Below are 23,036 nucleotides of genomic sequence, written 5' to 3'. Positions count from 1 at the left end.
TATGAAAAGAATTTTCTTTCTCCTCATACTATTTCTCATTACAGCTGCCTGCAGCCAACCGGAGCGTACTATTTTATCTGTCAAAGACCTTGCCTTAAAGAATTCTGACGTCCAGGCAAAACAAGACTTCCCTTCCAACCCCAAAATAACCCTCTCCGCTATCGGTGATATTCTGATCCATACTCCCGTTTATCGCGATGCACAATCTGCCGGTGGCTATAATTTTACCCCCATGTTCAAGGATGTTGCACCCTACCTGACAAACACCACGTTATCCATTGCTAATCAGGAAACGATGATAGGCGGAACCGACTTCGGCCTGTCGGGATATCCAGCATTCAACAGTCCCAAGGAAGTCGGGGATGCATTAAAGGCGAATGGCATCGACATTGTTTCCATTGCTAATAACCACACGCTCGACCGCGGAGAAAAAGCGATAAAACAGGCTGTCTCTCATTGGAATGCTATCGATATGGCCTATACGGGAGCCTTCAAAAGTCAAGCAGACCAAAACGACCTGCGTGTAATACCAACTTCAGAAGGAATCGATGTCGCATTTTTAAGCTATACGTATGGCACGAACGGAATACCGGTACCTAAAAATAAAGATTATCTTGTCAATTTGATTGATAAACAAACCATCAAGTCAGAAGTTAAGCAGGCAAATCAAGCGGCGGATGCCGTTGTTGTCAGTATGCACTTCGGCGATGAGTATCAACGTATGCCTAATAATTATCAAAAAGAATTAGCACAAATGATCTCAGATGCCGGTGCCCATGTCATTCTCGGTCATCACCCCCACGTCCTTCAGCCAATCGAAATGCTTGATGGAAAGAACGGAAATGAAACACTTGTCATTTACTCATTAGGAAATTTCCTTTCTGCTCAGGAAGAAACCTACAGGCGGATCGGAGGCATCCTGCAAGTAGAGATTGAAAAAGACAGGCAAGATGGATCGATCTATGTAAATCAACCTGCGTTCATACCAACTATCGTTGACTATACCCCATTTGCCAATCACCACGCAGGAACAGACTTTAAGATAGTGCCGATGCATACCTCTATTCAGGAAGAAGTAATCCCTGAGCAAAAAAAGGTATACGAGGATATTAAAAATCACATGTCCCAGTGGCTTCCTGAATTACGTTTTCCTTCTTCATAAAAATATGATTTTTCTCACACAATCAACAACCGAGCTGTATCAAGCTCGGCTTTTTTTGCACTTTAAGAAAGTTTAACTTTGTTAAAGGATTAAAGTATAAGAAAATACTAAGGCTTTCGCCATAAGTACTTGGCGACAAGCTAAGTTTTTCTAATCGATTTATTGAAGATGTGTTTAAAATTACCTTAATATTGTGAAAATAATATTGGAATCTGTTACCATAAACTTAATATCGATATTCTTCATGCATGTTTTACCCTAAAAAATGTAAGGAGATGTGAAAATGCCTAGAAAAACTCCACCATTTTTACAGAAACTAAAGTACTTAGGTAAAACACAGCCAGAGACAGAACACAGTGAAATGTCCCCGAAGTCGCGGAGCAATACGGAAAATTACTACCGCAGCCGCTGGCAGCATGATAAAGTTGTCCGCTCGACGCATGGAGTCAACTGCACCGGCTCATGTAGCTGGAAGATCCACGTCAAAGATGGGATCATCACCTGGGAAACCCAGCAGACAGACTACCCTACCACCGGCCCGGATATGCCGGAATACGAGCCACGCGGATGTCCGCGAGGTGCCAGCTTCTCCTGGTATACATATAGCCCCCACCGGGTGCGCTATCCTTATATCCGTAGTAAACTATTAGAGATTTGGCGAAATGCCGTAAAAAAAACAGATGACCCTGTAAAAGCATGGGCATCTATTGTTGAAAACCCTGAATTATCCACGCAGTATAAACAGGCACGCGGAAAAGGAGGGTTCGTCCGTGCAGAATGGGATGAAGTAGAGACGCTGATTTCCGCTCAGCTCATCCATACCATAAAACAGTACGGACCGGATCGGATATTTGGATTCTCCCCTATTCCTGCCATGTCGATGGTCAGTTATGCAGGCGGAGGCCGATTCCTCAACCTGATCGGCGGCGTCCTGTTAAGTTTCTATGACTGGTACGCCGATTTGCCGCCCGCTTCTCCACAAATATGGGGCGAACAGACCGATGTCCCGGAAAGTGCCGACTGGTACAACTCCAGTTATTTACTTGTTTGGGGCTCTAACCTTCCACAGACCCGCACCCCTGACTCCCACTTCATGGTGGAAGCCCGCTATAAAGGTACAAAAGTTGTCGCCGTCAGTCCGGATTACGCTGAATTCGTCAAATTCGCCGACGATTGGCTTCCGGTACAAGCCGGGATGGACAGTGCACTAGCGATGGCCATGACCCATGTGATCCTCCAGGAATTTTACATCGATAGACACGTTCCTTATTTTGATTTTTATGCAAAGACCTACACAGACCTTCCTTACTTAATCACATTGAAAAATACCAAGCACGGCTTAAAAGCGGACCGCTTCCTGCGTGCAAGCGACCTTTCCCTCACCACAGAAAAAGCAGAATGGAAAACAGTAGTCTATGACGAAGAGACCAAAGATTTTGCCATACCAAATGGTTCGATTGGACACCGCTGGGATGGTGAAAAGAATTGGAACCTGCTGAAGGCAGATAAAGTGAATAATGTCGATACGCTATCCCCTGCCCTATCCTTACAGGGACACGAAAGTAAAATCGACCAGGTATGTGTCGCAACGTTCGAGCAGGATGATAACCGCGTCTTCAAAGCTGACATACCAATTAAAGAAATCGAGACCACAGACGGTCCGGTTTATGTAACGACCGTATTCGACTTGATGTGCGCCCAGACAGGGGTGAATAGAAGTCTGAAGAAAGAAAATCCCGCCAATTATGACGAAGACCGTCCATATACCCCGAAATGGCAGGAAAAGTATACAGGTGTCAGCGCCAAACTTGTCGCACAGATTGCAAGAGAATTTGCCCAAAATGCCATCGACAGTAAAGGACGCTCGATGATCATCATGGGATCAGGGATCAACCACTGGTACCATTCTGATACGATTTACCGGGCGGTACTTAACCTTGTTTTGTTGACCGGCTCCCAGGGGGTCAATGGAGGCGGCTGGGCGCATTATGTCGGCCAGGAGAAAGTGCGCCCACTCGAAGGATGGCAGACGGTTGCGATGGCCCGGGACTGGGGCGGACCGCCAAGGCTGCAGAATGGCACCTCTTTTTTTTATTTCGCTACCGAACAGTGGAAATATGACGAACAGAAAACACGCGATTTGGCTTCCCCATTGATTGAACAGCCAAAATATCAGAATTTAGCAGATTATAACGTGTTGGCGGCACGGCTCGGTTGGCTGCCGTCTTACCCACAGTTCAATAAAAATGCTATCGGAATGTATGATGAAGCAAAATCACCAGAAGCCAATACCGAGCATTTAGTGGATGCTGTGTCCAATAAGGAGATGAATTTTTCCATCGAATCTCCGAATGATCCGGTCAATTTTCCAAAATCCATGTTTGTCTGGCGCGCGAATTTGATCGGCAGTTCCGCCAAGGGCCATGAATATTTCCTTAAACATCTGCTGGGTACGCACGGTCATAACCTTAGTGAAGAAACCGAAGACCTGGAGGCAAAGGAATTGAACCTGGAGATTCCATCAGCGACTGGCAAGCTTGATTTACTCGTCAACCTGGATTTCCGGATGTCAGGTACCGGACTGTACTCCGACATCGTCCTTCCGGCGGCCACCTGGTATGAGAAGCATGATTTAAGCTCAACGGATATGCACCCGTTCGTCCATCCATTCAACCCGGCCATCACCCCTCCGTGGGAGAGCCGGTCGGACTGGGATATTTTCAAAAAACTTGCCAAGCGATTTTCTAACCTGGCTGCACAGCATTTACCGGAAAAGGTATATGATACGGTCGCTACCCCGCTGTTGCATGATTCTACCGATGAAATTGCCCAGACATTCGGGCATGTACCTGATTGGAAGGCAGAAGACAGTAAACCGGTCCCTGGGGTAAACTTCCCCAAAATCCAGGTGGTTGAAAGGGAGTATTCTAAAGTCTATGACAAGTTCATTTCCCTTGGTCCGAAAATCAAACATTCTATTGGAGCCAAAGGAATGGCCTGGGATGCAAAGGAAGAGTATGCCAAACTGTTCGATATGCTTGGCCCATCGAAAAAATCGGCTTTCTATAAAGACTGTCCAAGCTTATATAACGATATTGATGTTGCCGAAACGATATTGACGTTATCCAGTACAACCAACGGTTCCCTTGCAATGAAAGCCTGGAAGACACTCGAGGATAAAACAGGACAGGAATTAAGGCACCTTGCAGAAGAGCGCGCGGAGGAACATATCTCTTTCGCTGAAATTACTGCCCAGCCGCAAAAGGTCATCTCTTCGCCTGTCTATAGCGGCACCGAGACAGGCGGACGACGCTATTCTCCGTTTACCACGAACGTTGAACGGATGATACCTTGGCGGACACTGACCGGAAGGCAGCACTTTTATTTAGATCATGAAACGATGCTTGAATTCGGAGAAGAACTTCCGACCTTCAAGCCGCCATTGAAAAAGGCATCGTTTTATTCAACGGACAACAAGCCAGCCGAAGGGCAAAAAGAGATTACATTAAGATACCTGACCCCACACTTCAAATGGTCGTATCACAGCACGTATGGTGATACGCTACCGATGCTGACTTTGTTCCGGGGCGGCCCGCACGTCTGGCTGAACAACCTGGACGCTGATGAAGCAGGTATCAAGGATAATGACTGGCTCGAGATGTACAACCGGAATGGTGTCGTCGTAGCCAGGGCTGTCACGAGCCACCGGCTGCCGAGAGGCGTCGTGTTCATGTATCACGTACAGGACCGTCTGATTAATGTACCTGGTTCCAAAATTACCAAAGATCGTGGAGGTACCTTCAATAGCCCAACAAGAATCCACATCAAGCCGACGCAGATGATCGGCGGATATGCCCAATTGAGTTATGGTTTCAACTACTATGGTCCAACCGGCAACCAACGGGATGAACAAGTACAAATCCGTAGAATGGACCGAAGCGAGGTGGATTGGCTTGAAGATTAAAGCACAATTTGGAATGGTCATGAATTTAGACAAGTGTATTGGCTGCCACACCTGCAGTGTCACCTGTAACAATACATGGACAAACAGACCAGGCGCTGAATATATGTGGTGGAACAACGTCGAAACGAAACCCGGGATCGGTTATCCGAAGGAATGGGAGAATCAAGAGAAGAACAAAGGCGGATGGGAAATGCGAAACGGAAAGCTTTCCCTGAAAGCCGGCGGGAAAGCGAACAAGCTTTTGAACCTTTTCTATAATCCTGACATGCTTGACCTTGATGAATATTACGAACCATGGACATATGAATATGAGCACCTCGTCCATAGCCCGGAGAAAAATCATCAGCCGGTCGCAAGACCGAAGTCACAGCTGACCGGTGAATATATGGACATCCTTTGGGGACCGAACTGGGAGGATGACCTGGCAGGGGTCCATGAAACGGGTAAGCGCGACCCGAACATGCAAGGCGTTGATGAGAAAGTGAAATTTGAATTCGAGCAGGCATTCATGATGTATCTCCCGCGAATTTGCGAACACTGCGTCAACCCATCCTGTGTCTCTTCCTGTCCATCAGGTGCCATGTATAAACGGGAAGAAGACGGTATTGTCCTTGTCGATCAGGATGCATGCCGGAGCTGGCGTTTCTGTATGTCCGGGTGCCCGTACAAAAAGGTCTATTTCAACTGGCAGACCAACAAAGCGGAAAAGTGTACGTTCTGTTTTCCGAAAATCGAAAACGGCGACCCGACCATCTGCTCGGAAACGTGTGTCGGCAGAATCCGTTATATCGGTATCGTCCTTTATGATGCGGATCGTGTCAAAGAAGCGGCTTCGGTTCCGAATGATCAGGATCTTTACGAAGCACAGCTCGATTTGATTCTCGATCCGAATGATCCGGAAGTAATTGCCCAGGCGAAAAAAGACGGCATTCCAGAGGACTGGATTGAAGCAGCCCAGGAATCCCCTGTTTATAAACTGGCCTGCGAGCAAAAAATCGCTCTTCCACTCCACCCGGAATACCGTACACTGCCAATGGTCTGGTATATTCCACCGTTGAGTCCGATCGTCGATGCTTTCAATGGTCATTTCAATGATCTTGATCCATCTGTCGTTTTTCCGGCAATTGATCAATTCCGGATACCAATCGAATATTTAGCCAACCTGATGACGGCAGGCGATACCGAATTAGTTGCGTCCGTGCTTAAAAAACTGGTTGCCATGCGGACGTACATGCGGAGTGTCGACCTTGGCAAAGAGCCTGATACCACGCTTATTGATGAAGTCGGCGTCTCGGAACAAATGGCGCGGGATATGTATGAACTATCAGCAATTGCTAAATATGGCGACCGCTATGTCATCCCGAAAGCCCACCGTGAGCAGGCTGAAGACATGTTTGCCCATCAGGGCAGCGCAGGCTTTGATTTTATGGATGGATGCGAATCCTGTGCGATGAATGGTGAATGGAAAGATCCTTATGAGTATAGTGAATCCTATTGGAGTGATGTTACAGGGGGTGCCAAAGATGGAAGACAGTAGAAATATATTGAAACTCTGCTCTCTGTTCCTCCGCTACCCGGAAGAAGAGTGGTTTCAGCAGGAGGACGTCAAACTATTTATTGAAGGTTTATCCGAGGATTCCCAAAGAAAAAATCTTTTACGCTTCTGGGAGTATGTCGAGGCTGCACCGTGGCTTGATTTTAGCCAGAATTATGTGAAGCAGTTCGACTTCAGCAAGGATTGTTCCTTATATCTGACTTATGGTGTTTTTGGTGATAAACGGGAACGAGGCCTGGGATTCGTCAAACTGAAGCTGGAATTCGCCAAAGCAGGCTACTTCATCAAAGATGATGAACTACCCGACTACTTTCCGTTGATCCTTGAATTCCTGGCGGAAGCCGAAGAAAGTTTTATCCAAAAGCTTTACTATATTCATAAAAAAGCGATCGATCAGCTTTATGAACAATTGCGTGAGCAACGGTCTCCGTATGCGTTTGTCGTAGCAGCCGCTTTGGAAACGTTGGATTCCATCGTCGCCCGTCGCGAAGCCAAAACGGTATGAAGGGATTGATTCGAGTTGACGCCAATCGATTTTTTACTTTGGGTAGCGTACCCATACATTACATTAACTATTTTTGTCGTTGGTCATATTTACCGGTACAACCATGACCAGTTCGGATGGTCCGCTCAATCCAGCCAGTTTTTAAAGACCGATCCCCTATTGAAATGGGGAAGCATTCTATTCCATTACGGAGTGATCTTAGTATTTTTCGGCCATGTGGGCGGGATACTCGTACCCCAATCATTTTACCCGCTGATTGGAGTAACAGAAGAGATGTATCACTTCGGCGCCGTCTGGTTTGGTGGTGCAGCAGGGGCAGCCATGGTCATTGGCGGTGCCCTGCTCACTGCCCGCAGACTCCGCAATAAACGCATCAGCACTACTGGGTCACGTAAAGACCTATGGGTGCTTCTGCTTATCGGTATCGTCACAGTAGTCGGTTTTACCAATACGGCCTGGTATACGGCTACAGGAGGAGAGTTCGACTACCGGGATACAATCGGTCCATGGTTCCGGGGAATTTTAACGTTCAGGCCGATGCCTGAAATGCTGGCTACTGCCCCGTGGGGCTTCCAGGCTCATGTATTTGCTGCCTTCACCTTGTTTGCCGTATGGCCGTTTACACGACTCGTCCATGTATGGAGCCTGCCATTGGAATATATCAAACGAAGATATATCATTTACCGGCGTGCCAATCCCAAGCAAACGAACAAGAAAGCACAATAGAAAGGAAGATGAGGATGTCAGGACCTGCACTTCGTCAGCTTGACGCCCACCGCTCGATCCATGAAGCGGCTTATGGGCAAGTGAAGGATATGACAGAGGTATTAAAACGTCTGTATCGCGAAGAGCGCCTAGAAGAAGCGAAACAGGCGGAAGCGATTTTGATTGAACATTGGCGTGACCATATTATCTCCCACGCGACATCGGAAGAGGAAGGTCTATACAAAGATATCAGGCAGGCTTATCCGGAGATGGCTGATACAATCAAGCAGCTGACCAGGGATCATGATTTATTAAGAAAAATACTCGCCCGTATCGAGGAAAGTTTATCGGAGGATGAGCAGTCTGAAGATCGCCTTATGATGTACGACACCCTGCTTGTAGTTAATTGGCACCACAGCCGCGATGAAGAACATTATTTGCTTGATCTATAAAACTAACGGGATGCCCCATGGGGGGGCATCCCGTTAGTTGATTCTACGTTATTTTTCGGGTGTGATTTCCGAAAACATTGCGACATAGCCGGTTACAGGTTCGTTTTTATTACGGATAGGACTTATCGTCAGCCATTCTAAAAACAGCTCTCCGTTTTTTCGTTTGTTCCATATCTCCCCTTTCCAATAGCCTTCTTGCTCAACCTTCTGCCACATATCACGGTAAAAATCTTCTCCATGCTTCCCTGATTTGAGGATTTTCGGTGTGTTACCGATTGCCTGGTTTTCTTCAAACCCGGTAGTTTCCGTAAACGCCGGATTTACGTACTGGATGACCCCGTCCTGATCTGTAATCATGATTCCCTCTACCGTATTTTTCATAGCTGCATGACTCATCTGCAATTTGTCGGTAAAATACATCCAGATGACGATGATCAGGCTTGCAAGAGCGAATTGGGATAAAGCCATGAAGCCAATCGCATAATGTCCGGTCAAACCATATACCGTACTCAGGACGAGTGGCGGAAAGAAGCCGCCAAGACCGCCGATAGCAGATACGACTCCATTGACAACCCCAGCCTGTTTGGAGAAATAAAATGGAACCAATTTGAACACAAGACCGTTTCCGATTCCAGCGCAAGCCGCTACACTTAAGACACCGACTGTGTAAAGCTCGATTGTCGGGGAAAAAGAAAGCACCACGCCAGCCAGTGTCAACCCTGCAAATACCACCATCAATAAGATGAATGAGTTGAATTTATCACCAAGCCATCCCCCTACCGGCCTTAAAAAGGTCGCCAAAGCGATGAAACCTGCTGTCCTGAGGCCGGCATCTCCGCTGGTCAGTCCAAAGTTTGAAACTAAAAAGTTCGGAAGGTAGATGGTAAAAGCTACAAAAGATCCGAAGGTTATAAAATAAAATAAGCTCAGAAACCACATCTTTTCATTATCAATCACAGACTTGATTTGAGGCACAATCGGTGCTTGAACTTTTTTCTCATGACGATCGCCCATCAGGAAATTCACTATAATGAATAATAACAACAAGCCTAAGTATAGACGAATAGTACTTTGCCAGCCGATTTGTGCTGCCAGAAAAGGTGCAGCAAATGAGGTGGCTGCCGTCCCGACATTCCCTACTGCATAGACACCATTCACAAAGCCATGGCGCTTTTTATCATAATATTTCGGGAGCGAAGTAACACCAATGGAAAATATCGCTCCTCCTAACCCCAACAGTAAACCGCCGAGGACTAGATCAATGAAAGAATCTGCGATGCTTAAATAAAAAACAGGAAACAGCAGAATAACGAAGCTGATTGTGAATAGCAGCCTTGCCCCGAATTTATTCGCCCAATAGCCTAAAGGAATACGAAGCAATGAACCCAGAATGACCGGAATGGCCGTGGCTAATGCTACTTGATTGGCATTTAAATCGATGTCTTCCTTGATAAAGGGCATTAAGGAAGATATAATCACCCAAACCATAAACCCTGCAAATAAACTGAGTGTCTGTAATCCTAGCTGAAATCCTGGTTTTTTCATTCACACACCCTCTTCAACAGAATATTTTTCTTCTACGTGCATTATAACAAAGCATTCCCTCTCGATTCCATTTTTGACAAAAAATTCAGTTTTTTGTATGTTCTCTTCTAGTTTAGATTGGTATTGTGGACTGCTTGCTATACTCAAAACTTCCAGTATCAGGTTCTTGTAATGCATATAGCGAATGGCTCCTATTTGGGTAGTTCTTTCTCCGCCCTATCCCCCCTGGTATGAACGTATGTTTCGCATCCTTAAACGATCTCCTATACACTTATGTAGAAAAAGTGCGGCTAAAGGAGGTCTATAAATGGACAAAGAACAATCAAACAGATCTGCCAACTTTAATACTATCCTTATATTAAGTGCCGCTGTATGGCTTGTTGTAATGAACACAACGATGTTTAATATCGCATTACCTACTATATTAGAAGATTTTACTTTAGCACCTTCTGAGGGAGCATGGATTGTCTCTGGATATTCAATCGTATTAGCTATTTTCACGATTACTTATACCCGTCTCTCGGATTACCTGCCGCTTCGAATGCTCTTGATTATTGGTATGATCATATTTGGAAGTTCATCATTGCTGGGTTTTTTTGCAGATAGTTTTACTTGGCTGTTAATCGCCAGGTTATGTCAGGCATCTGGTGCTGCAGCCATTCCTGGGCTGTCCTTTGTATTTGCCAGCCGTTACATCCCTGTATCTTACAGAGGAAGAGCCATGGCAATTATCGCTTCAGCTTCTGCTTTAGGATTTGGACTAGGACCTGTAGCAGGTGGAATTATCACGGAGTTCCTGAGCTGGAATTACCTATTTATCATTACTTTATTTGTTGTGGCTGTCATCCCGATTTTAAAAAAGAAAATGCCTGAGGAAACCGTAGAAAAGGGAGCTTTCGACATTTTAGGAGGATTACTGACTGGTGGGACAATTACCTCCTTTCTGCTTTTTATTACGACCTATCACTGGTACTACCCGGCTATTGGCCTGTTACTGGCAGTCTTATTATGGATGCGGATTACAAGAGCGCCACTACCGTTCATCCAACCCGAACTGCTTCAAAATAAACATTATCGTCGTCTTTTATATATAACTTATATCGGCTTTGCTACTAACTTTGCTATTTTATTTTTGATGCCGCTGATGCTCCAGCAAATCTATAACCTGGGGCCATTATTAATCGGTATGGTAATTTTTCCTGGGGCAATACTCTCTGCAGGCGCTGCTATCACCGTAGGAAAGTTGATAGACAAGTTCGGAAATATCATCGTGCTTGTCAGTGCTCAAGGATTATTACTTTTATCCAGTGTGATTTTATACTTTTTATTTGCTGTCAACTTCTACATGATTATGTTTGCCTACCTGTTTACCAGTTTTGGCTTTTCCAGCTTATCTTCCAGTTCTACTAATGAAGTATCACGGATATTGCCGGATGAACAAATTGGTGCAGGGATTGGCCTGAAGCAGCTTACCCACTTTATCGGAAGTGCTTCAGGAGCAGTGCTGGCAGGAATTTTATTGGAAGTTACACAAGCCACCGGGGCTGCTTCTTTCCATCTTCCACTTCTGGTTCTGATTATTGGGATGAGTTATTCCTACGCAATCGTCTACGTTTATATCAAGAAGAAACCAAAAGAAAGACCATAACTTCCAAATAAAGGGTCTATTGAAAGCCATCTCTTGTTGAAATTTTTTCAAAAAGTCGATATGATATAGTGTGGCAAAAAAATGTTATCACACTTGCAATGTGAAACAGGAGGAATAAGAAATGAGCAATAAAGACTACCGTGTGTTGTTATATTATAAATATGTCGATTTACCAGAATATGAGGAGTATGCGGCAGAACACTTGGCATACTGCAAAGAATTAGGTCTGAAAGGACGAATCATCGTTGCCCCTGAAGGGATTAACGGAACCGTATCCGGAACAGTTGAACAGACCGAGGAATATATGAAGCATATGCATGCAGATGAACGATTCAAAGAAATGGTTTTTAAAATAGATGAAGTAGAAGGTCATACCTTCAAAAAAATGCACGTACGTGCGAAATCAGAAGTCGTCAATTGGAGCATCGAAAACGATGACATCGATCCGAAGACATTCACCGGCAAGCGCTTGAAGCCTAAAGAATTTTATGAATTGCTCCAGGATGAAGATACAATTGTGATTGATGGTCGTAATGAATATGAATATCGTATCGGTCATTTCCGCAATGCCATTCAGCCAGAGGTCGAGACTTCCCGCGAGTTTCCAGAGTGGATTGCCGAAAATGCCGATCAATGGAAAGATAAAAAAGTACTCACCTACTGCACTGGCGGCATCCGCTGTGAGAAACTGACAGGTATCCTGATGAAAAATGGTGTGGAAGACGTCTACCAGTTAGATGGCGGTATCACGACTTACAGTAAGGATCCAGAAACAAAAGGTCGTTATTTTGACGGTAAAATGTATGTGTTTGATGAGCGGATCTCCGTGCCTGTCAACCACACAGAAGAAGAGACAGTCATCGCTGAATGTGAACACTGTGGTAAAAAAGAAGACCGCATGATCAACTGCAGCAATCCGATTTGCAACCGTCAGTATGTGTGCTGTGAAGAATGTGAAATTGAACAGCATGCCGCTTGCACTACGGAATGCCGCGAACATCCGGAAAACCGCTGGGACGTGGACAAACAGAAACAAATTGATAAATACGATCGAATCCAAACGCAAAACTAAATCACTACTTGAACACTTCTAACGACGTTGGTCTCTATCAGGCCAACGTTTTTTTATTTATAAGTGAAGTGATCGTTTCCCTTCCCCCTTTCCTGCAGGCTCCGTGTTGATTTTCCAAATAAGCTCCCTATTGCTGAAGACTCAGTTTCAAGATTGATGGGGCCGTTACCAGGAGAGGAAAGGGATGGGCTGGGAAACGACTCGCTTTCCTACGGGGGACCTGGCAAGCTTCCTCGGGCTAAAGCCCTGTGGGATCTTGCCTAGCCCCTTCTCCCGCGGGAGTCTCGCCGTTTCCCTGTCCCTCCAGCCAGATTTGTACTAAACGGACCCTTCAAGAAGAGAAAGAATGTACAACTGAAACCCTTCTTCTTGATGCATTTATAAAGGAACTAAAGTCTTTTTTCTATTATCATGTTCGGTTTCCACAAGTAAGATTTCGAGACCTTCCTATAGCAAGGTCCGGTGGGGAACGACGAGACTCCTCGAAAATGCTACGCATTTCCTTCGTGCGTGGGTTAAGTCAAGGAGCAAATTCAAAGTCCTGCGGGATGAAAATGACAGGTGAGACCCCAGAAGACGAAGTCTGAGGAGGCTCAGCGCATGCCCGCGGAAAGGGAGTCGTTCCCCACCGGACCCTTATTCAGACAAACATTTCTGAATCATTATACAGCCCTATTGTTAAATAATACTTTATGGAATATCAACAACTTTAACAGAGCCTTCCTGTAAAATAATGAATGGGACCTTTTCCTTTAACATTTGATAGTTGCTATATACACTTAGATAGGAAAGTCATTTATGTAATATGAATAGATTAAGGAGGTTTTGTTTGATGCTGGATATCGCTCACCTGGATGCTACAGCTCAAAAGCAATTAATAGAACTGAAAGAAATCACGGCTTATGAATTAACCGAGCATTACATAGAGAAAATTGAAAAGTTAAATCCTGAATTAAATGCTATCGTGCATACAATGTTCGATGAAGCACTTGAGCGGGCAAAACAGTATAAACCGAAGGCCACCTTGTTCGGTGGCCTCCCCTTCCTTATTAAAGACTTAAATAATATTAAAGATCACCCGACCAGCTCTGGTTCGAAACTGATGGACGGATTCATCGCTAAAGATGACGATATTTTTGTGAAACGTTACCGGGACGCTGGGTTAAATTTTCTCGGAAAAACCAATACTCCTGAATTCGGGTTTCTACCAACCACTGAACCGAACCACTTAGGATCCACAAAAAACCCATGGGCTTTGGACAGATCTGCCGGTGGTTCCAGTGGAGGTGCCGCAGCGGCGGTCGCTTCCGGAATGGCTCCTTTTGCTCATGGAAGTGACGGTGGCGGATCAATACGGATTCCTGCTTCCGCATGTGGGTTATTCGGTTATAAACCTTCACGAGGACAAGTACCCTTTGCCATATATATGAATAATTTCGGTGTCAACCATGCCCTTACCAAATCAGTCAGGGACAGCGCAGGACTGCTGGACATCATTAAAGGAGCAGGGCCGGGAGAAAGCTACCCTTCCCTTGCCAAGAACACCCCTCTTCTTTCTAATATTGATAAGGGTCCTGGGAAGCTTAGGATAGCAGTAGATCCTGATTGGCAGGGGCGCGTTTCTTTATCTCAGGAGGTCAGAAATGCGGTCGACCATGCCATTCGTCTGCTTGAATCTCTTGGTCACGAAATCGATTATCAGCCTTTGCCATTTGACTTTGAAGCTTTCGCGAACCACTTCATAACGAGCTGGATTGCCGGCGGCTCCCTGTTGATCAGACATATGTCTGAACTGGTAGCTACACATCCAACAAAAGATAATTTAGAGCCGATTTCATATCACGTCTACAATCTCGGGTCCAAATTTTCTGCTTCTGATTATGAAGAAGCAAGGGTCATGCTTATGCGGGAATCCCAAAAGATCCATCACTTCCATGAACAGTATGATATCCTGTTGACTCCTGTATTGAATGGATTACCGGCAAGTCTTGACACTTTTTCAAATGGGAATGATGCTACGAAAGATATGATGTATAACTTTACAGATATATGCAGCTTTACGCCGATTGCAAATGTAACCGGCCAGCCTTCGATGAGTGTCCCTTTATATTGGACAGAAAATGGACTCCCCATCGGGGTGCAGTTCACGGGCAGACTTGGTGAGGACGATAGGATGTTTCAACTGGCTGCTCAGCTGGAACGCTCACAGCCCTGGTCCCTCCGTTATAAAAGCTTGCAACTGTGATAATTTTCGCAGTTTGTTTACTGTATTCCTTTAAGTGGTAAAGTTCACTACCTGAGAAAAAATAAAGGAGGCAGTATTCATGAAACCGACAGATCGTCAAACAGAAGGACAACCGAAGCAGGTACAGGACAGACAGCCTGGCTTCCGGGAAGAAATGGATCCAAAACCGATTGTAGAAGATGATGATTATAAAGGCAGCGGAAAGCTGAAAGATAAAGTAGCATTAATTACAGGCGGAGACAGCGGCATAGGTCGTGCCGTGGCGATTGGATATGCCAAAGAAGGCGCCCACCTTGCTATTGTCTACCTCGATGAACATGAGGATGCGAAAAGCCTGAAAGAACGGGTAGAGCAAGAAGGCGTTAAGTGTCTCTTGATCTCTGGGGATGCCGGCGAAGAACAATTCGCCAAGGACGCCATTCAACAGACAATCGATGAATTCGGGAAACTGAACATTCTCGTCAATAATGTAGCGGAACAGCATCCCCAAGCCAGTCTGGAAGAAATTTCGACAGAGCAGATGGAGCGTACGTTCAAGACCAACTTTTATTCCTACTGGCATTTCACAAGAGCAGCTGTTCCTCATTTGAAGCAAGGGGACGCCATTATCAATACGACTTCGATCAATGCTTATCGAGGAAACAAAGAGTTGATCGACTATACGGCTACGAAGGGTGCTGTCGTCGGTTTCACACGCTCGATGGCACAGGTGTTGGTAGATAAAGGGATCCGTGTCAATATGGTAGCCCCTGGCCCAATCTGGACCCCTCTTATCCCGTCCAGCTTTGATGAGGATAAAGTAGAAGTATTTGGTACCAACACTCCGATGGACCGTCCTGGTCAGCCGGTCGAACATGTTGGCAGCTATGTTCTGTTAGCTTCTGATGATTCTTCTTACATGACTGGTCAGTGTATCCACATTAACGGCGGCCATTGGATGAGCAGCTAAAACAAAAATAATGCCCCAGGAGAACAGCTCGTTCTCCTGGGGTATTTACTGTTTATGATGAAATTTGGCTGGTTTGTTTTTGAGCTGCTGCTTTAATAAGACAGCGCCCTTTTCCGTGCGGGATACACATAGGTGTACCAAACAAAGGATCCTCCCTGACATCACAAGTCATTTCAAAAACATCCTGAACCATTTTACACGTTATAATATCCTCCGGCTTTCCTTGCGCATAGACTTTTTTATCCTTCAAAGCGACGATATGATCGGCATACCTGCTTGCAAGGTTGATATCATGTAATACCATCACAATCGTACGACCATGATCCTGATTTAAATCAAATAAAAGGTCCAGAATTTCAATTTGATGTGTCATATCCAGATACGTTGTAGGCTCATCCAGTAACAACGTGTCCGTGTTCTGGGCAAGTGTCATGGCAATCCATGCCCGCTGTCGTTGCCCGCCAGATAAAGAATCAACTGAACGTTCTTTCAGTTCAAGCATGTTCGTTGCTTCTAAAGCAGTCTGTACAGCTTCTTCATCCTGCTTTGACCATTGGCGCGCCCAGCTTTGGTATGGGTAGCGTCCCTGCTTCACCAATTGAAGCACAGTCAGTCCTTCTGGAGTAACGGGGCTTTGCGGCAAGATAGCCATCTTCTTTGCCACTTCCTTGGTGCGCATCTTTGAGATATCTTTATTATCAAGAACAATATGACCGGACTGCGGCTTTAGAAGTCTGGCTAATGAACGCAGCAATGTGGACTTTCCGCAGCCGTTTCCACCAATCAATACCGTTACTTCCCCTTTAGGTATCGAAATATCAAGGGAATCGATAATAAGATCTTCTCCGTATCCTAGCGACAAATCATTGGCAATCAGCGTTTTCATAATAATCTCTCCTTTTATGACTGCTTGCTTTTATATAGCAAAAAGATGAAGTAAGGCGCTCCGATCGCTGCTGTAAATACTCCAGCCGGGACTTCAAGCGGGGAAAATACCGTGCGTCCCACCAGGTCAGCACCCAGTACGACGATCGCACCTACTAATGCTGATACTGGTATCAAGGCGCCGTAAGACGAGCCTACCAAACGCCTGGCAATATGGGGAGCCATCAATCCGACGAAGCCAATTCCGCCAGCAAAGGCAACAGCAGCACCAGTCAATGCCGTGCACACTGCCAGGAAAATCAACCGGTCCCTTTGAAGATGGGCCCCAATGCCTGCAGCAGCTTCTTCCCCTAATTCCTGAGCATTGATTCTTCTTGAAATAATTAAAGAAACTATAAACAAAACAAGAACAACAGGAACCAATATTTTAACTTCTGCCCAATTGGAACCATATACACTTCCAGTCAGCCATATATTTGCCTGGGAAGCACGGAAGATAGGCCCCAGAATCATAAACGTCGTTATCAATGCCTGGGTCAACAAGGAAATACCTATCCCTATCAAAACCAGTGTCATGGGCGCAATACCATTTTTATAAGCAAGAATGTACACCATAAAACCGACAATGATAGCTCCAATGAAAGAAGCTAAAGGCAACCACTGAAGACTTACTGTCAATGCATTGTCCTCATTACTGAACATGGCCAGGAATGCGACAACAGCTACCCCTGCACCACCTGTGATTCCTATAATATCCGGTGATGCGAGTGGGTTTCTGATCATTCCTTGTAAAATTGCCCCACTGACCGATAACGCAATACCCACAAAAAGCGCGGTTAAAATTCTTGGCATACGGAATGAGTTGACTACCATCTGATTTATTTCATTTCCCTGCCCTATCAAAACTTTGATCACATCCAGAGGATGAACAAAGATTTCACCCAGAGCAGCTGAAAATAAAAACAACGTGACTAAAGTGAGAAGAAGCAGTGCGGATACGATCATCGACCTGGGATCGAAAAGAAACGAGATCCAATCATTTTTTGTACGAAATACGCGATATCTGCTCATGTGCTTTTCAATCCTTTACGGGCAATGTAGATAAAGAATGGTGTCCCGATAATTGCCGTCATGACACCCACCGGAACCTCCTCCGGCATAATGACATACCTTGCAGTGATATCGGCAGCCAATAATAAGATAGCTCCTAATATGCCTGCATAAGGGATTACCCAGCGATGATCCTGCCCTACGATCGATCTTGCAAAATGAGGAACCACGATTCCGATAAAGCCAATAGGTCCTGCAATCGCTACTGCTCCACCGGCTAACAGTACAATCAAAATACCTGCTACCGCTTTGATCCAGCCGGTCCTCTGACCCAGCCCCTGAGCTACATCCTCCCCCATAATCAAAATATTGATATGACGGGAAATGAGTAGCGCTCCAATCCATGCAGCTGCAAGATATGGAAATACGGAAGAAAGGTATTCCAGACTCCTCCCTTGAACAGAGCCGGCCAGCCAGAATAACACTTCATCCAGAGCCTTTTCATTCAAAACGAGCAGCCCCTGGGTAAAAGAAGAGAACAAAGCCGCAATGGCAGCACCGGCTAATGTAAGTCTTACTGGTGTTAAGCCTTGCTGGCCAACAGAGCCAATTACGTATACAGTGACAGCAGCAACTGCCGCACCTGCAAAGGACACCCAAGTCATCCCCTGGAGGGAAATGGTCTGAAAATAGGAGACTGCAAGCACAACGAACAAAGAAGCTCCGGCATTGATACCGAAAATCCCAGGAGATGCGAGCGGATTTCTTGTAAGTGCCTGCATTAATACTCCGGCAACCGCTAATGATGCTCCCACAACACTGGCAATCAGTGCCCTGGGCAACCGGACGTCTTTTATAATGATATGTTTATTAGTTTGTTCAAAATGAAAAAAAGCTTGGTATGCTTCATTTAGTGTTACGTCTGTATAACCTAAAACGATACTGCCGCAGATAAATAAGATAAGCAGCAGAAGTCCGGCAAGAATACCTGACCATCTCGCACCGGCTGTCCTCAACACCATAATTTTTAATCCTCTCATTATACAGAAACTAGTATATTCCTACACTTTCAAGTCTATTTGACCTATACTCAACTGTCAATGATTTTGAGAATCATTTTCATTTATGTCACAAAATGTTTCAAATTTCCGTTGACTAAGGGGGAAAGATTAGGTAAGCTACTAATTGTGAATGATAATCATAATCAATTAGGGAGTGGAAGGTATGTTTAGGAAATACTTACCTGCATTTATGTTAATGTTGGTTTTATCTCTTGTATTAGCAGCTTGTGGAGGGTCTTCTAACGAAGATACAAAAGAAGATCAAAGCAATAATAACGAGGGAAGCGAAAGCACGGGAGATTTTGAACCATATACCATAAAACATGCGATGGGCGAAACTACAATCGAAGAGAAACCTGAGCGTGTTGTTATACTTACGAACGAAGGTACAGAAGCTTTGCTGGCTCTTGGAGTTAAGCCAGTCGGAGCAGTAAAGTCCTGGACAGGCGACCCTTGGTATGACCACATCAGTGATCAAATGGAAGGTGTCGAAGTCGTTGGTGATGAATCAAACGTAAACATAGAAAAAATTCTTGAATTAAAGCCTGACCTGATCATTGGTAACAAAATGCGTCAGGAAGACATCTACGATAAGTTGAATAAAATTGCCCCTACCGTATTCGCGGAAACATTACGCGGAGAATGGCAGACAAACTTCATGACCTATTCCAAGGCATTGAATAAAGAAGAAGAAGGTCAGCAATTGATTGATGAATATGATCAGCGATTGGAAGATTTCGCAAACAAAGCCGGAGACAAGCTGGACCAGAAAGTATCGGTAGTACGTTTCATGCCTGATCATGTCCGTATTTACCATAAAGACTCTTTCTCAGGTGTCATCCTGGATCAAATCGGTTTCAAACGTCCTGAATCCCAGCAGGCTAATGACTTTATGGAAAAAGCAACAAAAGAGCGTATACCAGCCATGGATGGAGATGTTCTTTTCCATTTCACTTATGAAACAGGAGATGGGGCTGCAAATAAAGTAAAAGAAGAATGGATGACCGATCCATTATTCCAGAACCTTGAAGTGGTTAAGCAAGATAATGTCCACGAAGTAAGTGATGCAATCTGGAATACTGCTGGCGGATACCTCGCTGCTAACGAAATGGTCGATGACCTTGAAAAAGTATTTCTGGAAGAAGAAAAATAATGATTAATTAAAGGCTGCTCCCCTCAGGGCAGCCTTTCTTTATGGAATGGAATAAAGCATAAGAAAAACCGCCCTGCCGTATGCTGCCGGACAGGGCGGTTTTACTAGACAATTCTTTTAAGTTCTAGACACCAGTATGAGGTTACTGGACATTTTCGGAAAAATACTAGACATTAGGGAAGATTTATTAGACAAAACCGTGATTTTACTAGACACTTCCTGCAATTAACTAGACTAATCACCCGATTACCAGACAACCTTCACAGTCAGCCATCGAGCTTGACTGCAGACTGCAAGGACTGGACCCAGCTTAAGCTGGCTGTAATTGATTGTTCTGCATTTACAATCTGTTCTTGCACGCGGTTCTTCGCCGGACCGCCGGTAACATTCCGGGCTTCCACGACTGATTCAGGTGTCAGCGCTTCATAGATATCTTCTTCAATAGCATTAGAGAATTGATGGAATTCTTCCAATGATAGATCAAGAAGATAGCAGCCTTTATTGATACAGTGAAGCACCACCTGACCGACTACGGCATGGGCTTCACGAAAGGGCACATTCTTCCCTACCAGGTAATCAGCAAGGTCGGTAGCATTGGAGTAATCCTCTGCCACTGCTTTATACATCGCCTCTTTGTTGACATGCATCGTTTCAATCATCGGAGCAAACAATGCCAATGCTCCTTTCAAGGTTTCAGCTGTATCGAACATGCCCTCTTTATCTTCCTGCATATCTTTATTATAAGCGAGCGGCAGTGACTTCAGCGTCGTCAGCATGCCGATCAGGTTGCCATATACCCTGCCTGTTTTTCCGCGGACAAGCTCTGGAACATCCGGGTTTTTCTTTTGCGGCATCATACTGCTTCCCGTACAAAAGGCGTCATCCAGCTCAATGAAGTTGAATTCCGTGCTTGACCATTGGACAAGCTCCTCCGATAACCGGGACAGGTGCATCGAAATCATTGATGTGTTAGATAAAAATTCAATGACAAAATCACGGTCACTGACGGCATCCAGACTGTTTTCACAAAGACCGTCAAACTGCAGTTTATCTGCTACTTGCTGACGGTCAATCGGGAAGGTCGTGCCTGCAAGGGCTCCAGCACCAAGGGGCATCTGGTTGATGCGCTTGAAGCTGTCTTCCAAACGGTCGACATCACGCTGGAACATGAAGACATACGCCATCATATGATGGGCGAACGACACAGGCTGAGCCCGCTGCAGATGCGTATAGCCTGGAAGGATCGTATCCAGATTAGTTTTCGCTTGGGTAAGCAAGGCTTGCTGTAATTGAACAAGCTGTTCAACCATATCGACGACAACCTCACGCAGATAGAGTCGCATATCAAGAGCAACCTGATCGTTACGGCTTCTTCCGGTATGAAGCTTGCCGCTGAGCGGCCCGATTTCCTTGCTCAACAGCTGCTCGACGTTCATGTGAATGTCTTCATGTCCGACATCCAGCTCCACCTTGCCGCACTCGATTTTATAATCGACTTTATTCAGGCCTTCAATGATGATAGCCGCTTCCTGGTGGGTAAGAATCCCACAGGAAGCGAGCATATCTACATGTGCCATACTGCCGATAATATCGTAACGCGCAAGTTTTCGGTCGAAATTGATCGATGCTGTATATTCTTCTACGAGTTGATTGGTCGCTTTTGTGAAACGACCTCCCCATAATTTAGTCACGACTTAACCGCCTCTTTCAAGTCTAATTTAACTTTATCTAAAGAGCTGCCTGTAATTTTTTCACCCTGGGTGACCGATGCATGGACTTTCGTCGGCAGTCCCCACAGCTTGATGAAACCAAGTGCTGCTTCATGGTCGAAGGCGTCATCCGGATTGTAAGTGGCCAAATTGAAGTCATATAGAGAGAAGTCGGATTTACGTCCGATCACCTGTACCTGGCCTTTATACAACTTAACCTTCACTACGCCGGAGACGTGGGTCTGGGTCTCTTCAATGAAAGCCTTCAAGCCGTCCATCAATGGAGAATACCATAAGCCCTCGTATACCATTTGAGCGAATTTTTGTTCCACGATCGGCTTGAACTGCGCAACTTCACGAGGAAGTGTCAATGATTCTAATGCCTGATGGGACGTGATCAATGTCGTTGCGGCAGGAGTTTCATAGATTTCTCTTGATTTGATGCCGACAAGACGATTTTCCACATGGTCGATACGTCCGACACCATGCTTGCCTGCAATCTGGTTCAAGTTCAGAATCAAATCTTCCAATGGCTGCTGCTCGCCATTGATAGCAACAGGCATGCCTTTTACAAAAGTGATTTCCAATTCTTCCGGTTCATCCGGTGCGTTTTCTGGTGCAGTTGTTAAATCATAAGCTTCTTCCGGCGGCTGTGCCCAAGGATCTTCCAGTACGCCACATTCGTTACTTCTTCCCCACATATTCTGATCGATGCTGTACGGGTTATCGACATCGACTGGTACCGGAATACCATGTTCTTTCGCATAGGCGATCTCTTCATCTCTGGACATCGCCCATTCTCTGACAGGCGCAACGATTTCCAATTCTGGATTCAGTGCTGTAATCGCGACATCGAATCTGACCTGGTCGTTTCCTTTACCGGTGCAGCCGTGAGCGACAGCGACTGCCCCCTCTTTTTCAGCGATTTCAACGAGAACTTTCGCGATCAATGGACGCGACAACGCAGATACTAACGGGTACTGTCCTTCATACATGACGTTCGCCTTCAAAGCTGGCAACAGATAGTCTTCCGCGAATAAGGCCTTTGCATCTACGGTATAAGATTTCAATGCCCCGACGTCCAACGCTTTTTCCTTAACAAAATCAAGGTCTTTCCCTTCCCCTATATCCAATCCGACAGCGATAACTTCATAGTTATATTTATCCTGCAACCATTTCACCGCTACCGAAGTATCTAATCCACCTGAATATGCTAATACTACTTTTTGTTTTTCCATGAGTGTCAGCTCCCCTTTGCTGTTTGTTTTCCTCGTTCTTTTAAGATATGAATTATTATGCATTATTAAGTATATTAATTCAACAGTTAAACGTGATTTTTTTCAAAAACTTTTTAAGTGGCATAAAAAAAGCGCGCA

Annotated in this window: 17 protein-coding genes; 11 read left to right on the top strand and 6 right to left on the bottom strand. The window is 45.2% G+C overall.

Annotated features, from left to right (window positions below):
* Window position 1 precedes the first annotated feature (1 nt).
* From ACGTN9_RS01720 to ACGTN9_RS01695, 6 genes are all read left to right on the top strand, one after another.
* Entirely contained in the window at window positions 2-1,162 is a 1,161-nt protein-coding gene (locus ACGTN9_RS01720; RefSeq protein ID WP_499589909.1) for a CapA family protein, read from the top strand.
* A gap of 283 nt (window positions 1,163-1,445) precedes the next feature.
* On the top strand, window positions 1,446-5,126 hold the full coding sequence (locus tag ACGTN9_RS01715; protein ID WP_499589907.1) for a nitrate reductase subunit alpha: 3,681 nt from the start codon (window positions 1,446-1,448) through the stop codon (window positions 5,124-5,126).
* Window positions 5,116-6,663 (top strand): nitrate reductase subunit beta, encoded by a 1,548-nt coding sequence (narH, locus tag ACGTN9_RS01710; RefSeq protein ID WP_085506415.1) that lies wholly within the window; start codon window positions 5,116-5,118, stop codon window positions 6,661-6,663. The genes ACGTN9_RS01715 and narH overlap by 11 nt, the downstream gene beginning before the upstream one ends.
* Window positions 6,650-7,186 (top strand): nitrate reductase molybdenum cofactor assembly chaperone, encoded by a 537-nt coding sequence (gene narJ / locus ACGTN9_RS01705; protein ID WP_499589905.1) that lies wholly within the window; start codon window positions 6,650-6,652, stop codon window positions 7,184-7,186. The genes narH and narJ overlap by 14 nt, the downstream gene beginning before the upstream one ends.
* A 15-nt stretch (window positions 7,187-7,201) precedes the next feature.
* Window positions 7,202-7,912, top strand: a complete 711-nt coding sequence (gene narI / locus ACGTN9_RS01700; protein WP_499589903.1) for a respiratory nitrate reductase subunit gamma — start codon at window positions 7,202-7,204, stop codon at window positions 7,910-7,912.
* Window positions 7,913-7,926: 14 nt separating this feature from the next.
* Window positions 7,927-8,343, top strand: coding sequence for a hemerythrin domain-containing protein (locus ACGTN9_RS01695; protein WP_499589901.1), 417 nt, complete (start codon window positions 7,927-7,929; stop codon window positions 8,341-8,343).
* Between the two features lie 48 nt (window positions 8,344-8,391).
* Here ACGTN9_RS01695 and ACGTN9_RS01690 read toward each other — a convergent pair whose 3' ends face one another.
* Complete coding sequence (locus tag ACGTN9_RS01690; RefSeq protein WP_499589899.1) at window positions 8,392-9,888, bottom strand: nitrate/nitrite transporter; 1,497 nt, start codon at window positions 9,886-9,888, stop codon at window positions 8,392-8,394.
* A gap of 307 nt (window positions 9,889-10,195) precedes the next feature.
* Between ACGTN9_RS01690 and ACGTN9_RS01685 the strand changes: the two genes are divergently transcribed.
* From ACGTN9_RS01685 to ACGTN9_RS01670, 4 genes are all read left to right on the top strand, one after another.
* Window positions 10,196-11,536 carry an MFS transporter gene (locus ACGTN9_RS01685; RefSeq protein ID WP_499589897.1) on the top strand — a complete coding sequence of 447 codons (1,341 nt, stop codon included), beginning with the start codon at window positions 10,196-10,198 and terminating at the stop codon, window positions 11,534-11,536.
* 121 nt (window positions 11,537-11,657) lie between these two features.
* Complete coding sequence (gene trhO, locus ACGTN9_RS01680) at window positions 11,658-12,608, top strand: oxygen-dependent tRNA uridine(34) hydroxylase TrhO (protein WP_499589895.1); 951 nt, start codon at window positions 11,658-11,660, stop codon at window positions 12,606-12,608.
* A gap of 832 nt (window positions 12,609-13,440) precedes the next feature.
* On the top strand, window positions 13,441-14,853 hold the full coding sequence (locus tag ACGTN9_RS01675; RefSeq protein ID WP_499589893.1) for an amidase: 1,413 nt from the start codon (window positions 13,441-13,443) through the stop codon (window positions 14,851-14,853).
* 79 nt (window positions 14,854-14,932) lie between these two features.
* The gene (locus ACGTN9_RS01670) at window positions 14,933-15,802 is read left to right on the top strand and encodes an SDR family oxidoreductase (protein WP_499589891.1); all 870 of its coding nucleotides are present in this window, start codon (window positions 14,933-14,935) and stop codon (window positions 15,800-15,802) included.
* A gap of 52 nt (window positions 15,803-15,854) precedes the next feature.
* Here the strand turns inward: ACGTN9_RS01670 and ACGTN9_RS01665 are convergent, their stop codons facing one another.
* The 3 genes from ACGTN9_RS01665 to ACGTN9_RS01655 are packed head-to-tail and all read right to left on the bottom strand — an operon-like array spanning window position 15,855 to window position 18,759.
* Complete coding sequence (locus ACGTN9_RS01665; RefSeq protein WP_499589889.1) at window positions 15,855-16,688, bottom strand: ABC transporter ATP-binding protein; 834 nt, start codon at window positions 16,686-16,688, stop codon at window positions 15,855-15,857.
* 14 nt (window positions 16,689-16,702) lie between these two features.
* Entirely contained in the window at window positions 16,703-17,758 is a 1,056-nt protein-coding gene (locus ACGTN9_RS01660; protein ID WP_499589887.1) for a FecCD family ABC transporter permease, read from the bottom strand.
* Complete coding sequence (locus ACGTN9_RS01655; protein WP_499590500.1) at window positions 17,755-18,759, bottom strand: FecCD family ABC transporter permease; 1,005 nt, start codon at window positions 18,757-18,759, stop codon at window positions 17,755-17,757. The genes ACGTN9_RS01660 and ACGTN9_RS01655 overlap by 4 nt, the downstream gene beginning before the upstream one ends.
* Before the next feature lie 202 nt (window positions 18,760-18,961).
* Between ACGTN9_RS01655 and ACGTN9_RS01650 the strand changes: the two genes are divergently transcribed.
* Window positions 18,962-19,951: an ABC transporter substrate-binding protein gene (locus ACGTN9_RS01650; protein WP_499589885.1), complete on the top strand. Its 990-nt coding sequence runs from the start codon at window positions 18,962-18,964 to the stop codon at window positions 19,949-19,951.
* A gap of 266 nt (window positions 19,952-20,217) precedes the next feature.
* Here ACGTN9_RS01650 and argH read toward each other — a convergent pair whose 3' ends face one another.
* Both argH and ACGTN9_RS01640 read right to left on the bottom strand, forming a co-directional pair.
* Window positions 20,218-21,642 (bottom strand): argininosuccinate lyase, encoded by a 1,425-nt coding sequence (gene argH, locus ACGTN9_RS01645; protein ID WP_499589883.1) that lies wholly within the window; start codon window positions 21,640-21,642, stop codon window positions 20,218-20,220.
* Window positions 21,639-22,898: an argininosuccinate synthase gene (locus tag ACGTN9_RS01640; protein ID WP_499589881.1), complete on the bottom strand. Its 1,260-nt coding sequence runs from the start codon at window positions 22,896-22,898 to the stop codon at window positions 21,639-21,641. Before ACGTN9_RS01640 ends, argH begins: the two co-directional genes overlap by 4 nt.
* Window positions 22,899-23,036: the final 138 nt, after the last annotated feature.

The sequence above is a fragment of the Halobacillus sp. B23F22_5 genome, assembly GCF_043497085.1.
GTDB lineage: Bacteria > Bacillota > Bacilli > Bacillales > Halobacillaceae > Thalassobacillus.
Note: the sequence above shows the minus strand (reverse complement) of the source record. Positions and strands in the feature narration are given on the sequence as shown.

Coding starts and splice junctions, on each gene's coding strand:
- narJ (WP_499589905.1), top strand. CDS start 6,650: ATGGAAGACAGTAGAAATATATTGAAACTCTGCTCTCTGTTCCTCCGC.
- ACGTN9_RS01675 (WP_499589893.1), top strand. CDS start 13,441: ATGCTGGATATCGCTCACCTGGATGCTACAGCTCAAAAGCAATTAATA.
- ACGTN9_RS01665 (WP_499589889.1), bottom strand. CDS start 16,688: ATGAAAACGCTGATTGCCAATGATTTGTCGCTAGGATACGGAGAAGAT.
- ACGTN9_RS01650 (WP_499589885.1), top strand. CDS start 18,962: ATGTTTAGGAAATACTTACCTGCATTTATGTTAATGTTGGTTTTATCT.
- ACGTN9_RS01720 (WP_499589909.1), top strand. CDS start 2: ATGAAAAGAATTTTCTTTCTCCTCATACTATTTCTCATTACAGCTGCC.
- trhO (WP_499589895.1), top strand. CDS start 11,658: ATGAGCAATAAAGACTACCGTGTGTTGTTATATTATAAATATGTCGAT.
- ACGTN9_RS01660 (WP_499589887.1), bottom strand. CDS start 17,758: ATGAGCAGATATCGCGTATTTCGTACAAAAAATGATTGGATCTCGTTT.
- ACGTN9_RS01695 (WP_499589901.1), top strand. CDS start 7,927: ATGTCAGGACCTGCACTTCGTCAGCTTGACGCCCACCGCTCGATCCAT.
- ACGTN9_RS01690 (WP_499589899.1), bottom strand. CDS start 9,888: ATGAAAAAACCAGGATTTCAGCTAGGATTACAGACACTCAGTTTATTT.
- ACGTN9_RS01640 (WP_499589881.1), bottom strand. CDS start 22,898: ATGGAAAAACAAAAAGTAGTATTAGCATATTCAGGTGGATTAGATACT.
- ACGTN9_RS01685 (WP_499589897.1), top strand. CDS start 10,196: ATGGACAAAGAACAATCAAACAGATCTGCCAACTTTAATACTATCCTT.
- ACGTN9_RS01670 (WP_499589891.1), top strand. CDS start 14,933: ATGAAACCGACAGATCGTCAAACAGAAGGACAACCGAAGCAGGTACAG.
- ACGTN9_RS01655 (WP_499590500.1), bottom strand. CDS start 18,759: ATGGTGTTGAGGACAGCCGGTGCGAGATGGTCAGGTATTCTTGCCGGA.
- ACGTN9_RS01715 (WP_499589907.1), top strand. CDS start 1,446: ATGCCTAGAAAAACTCCACCATTTTTACAGAAACTAAAGTACTTAGGT.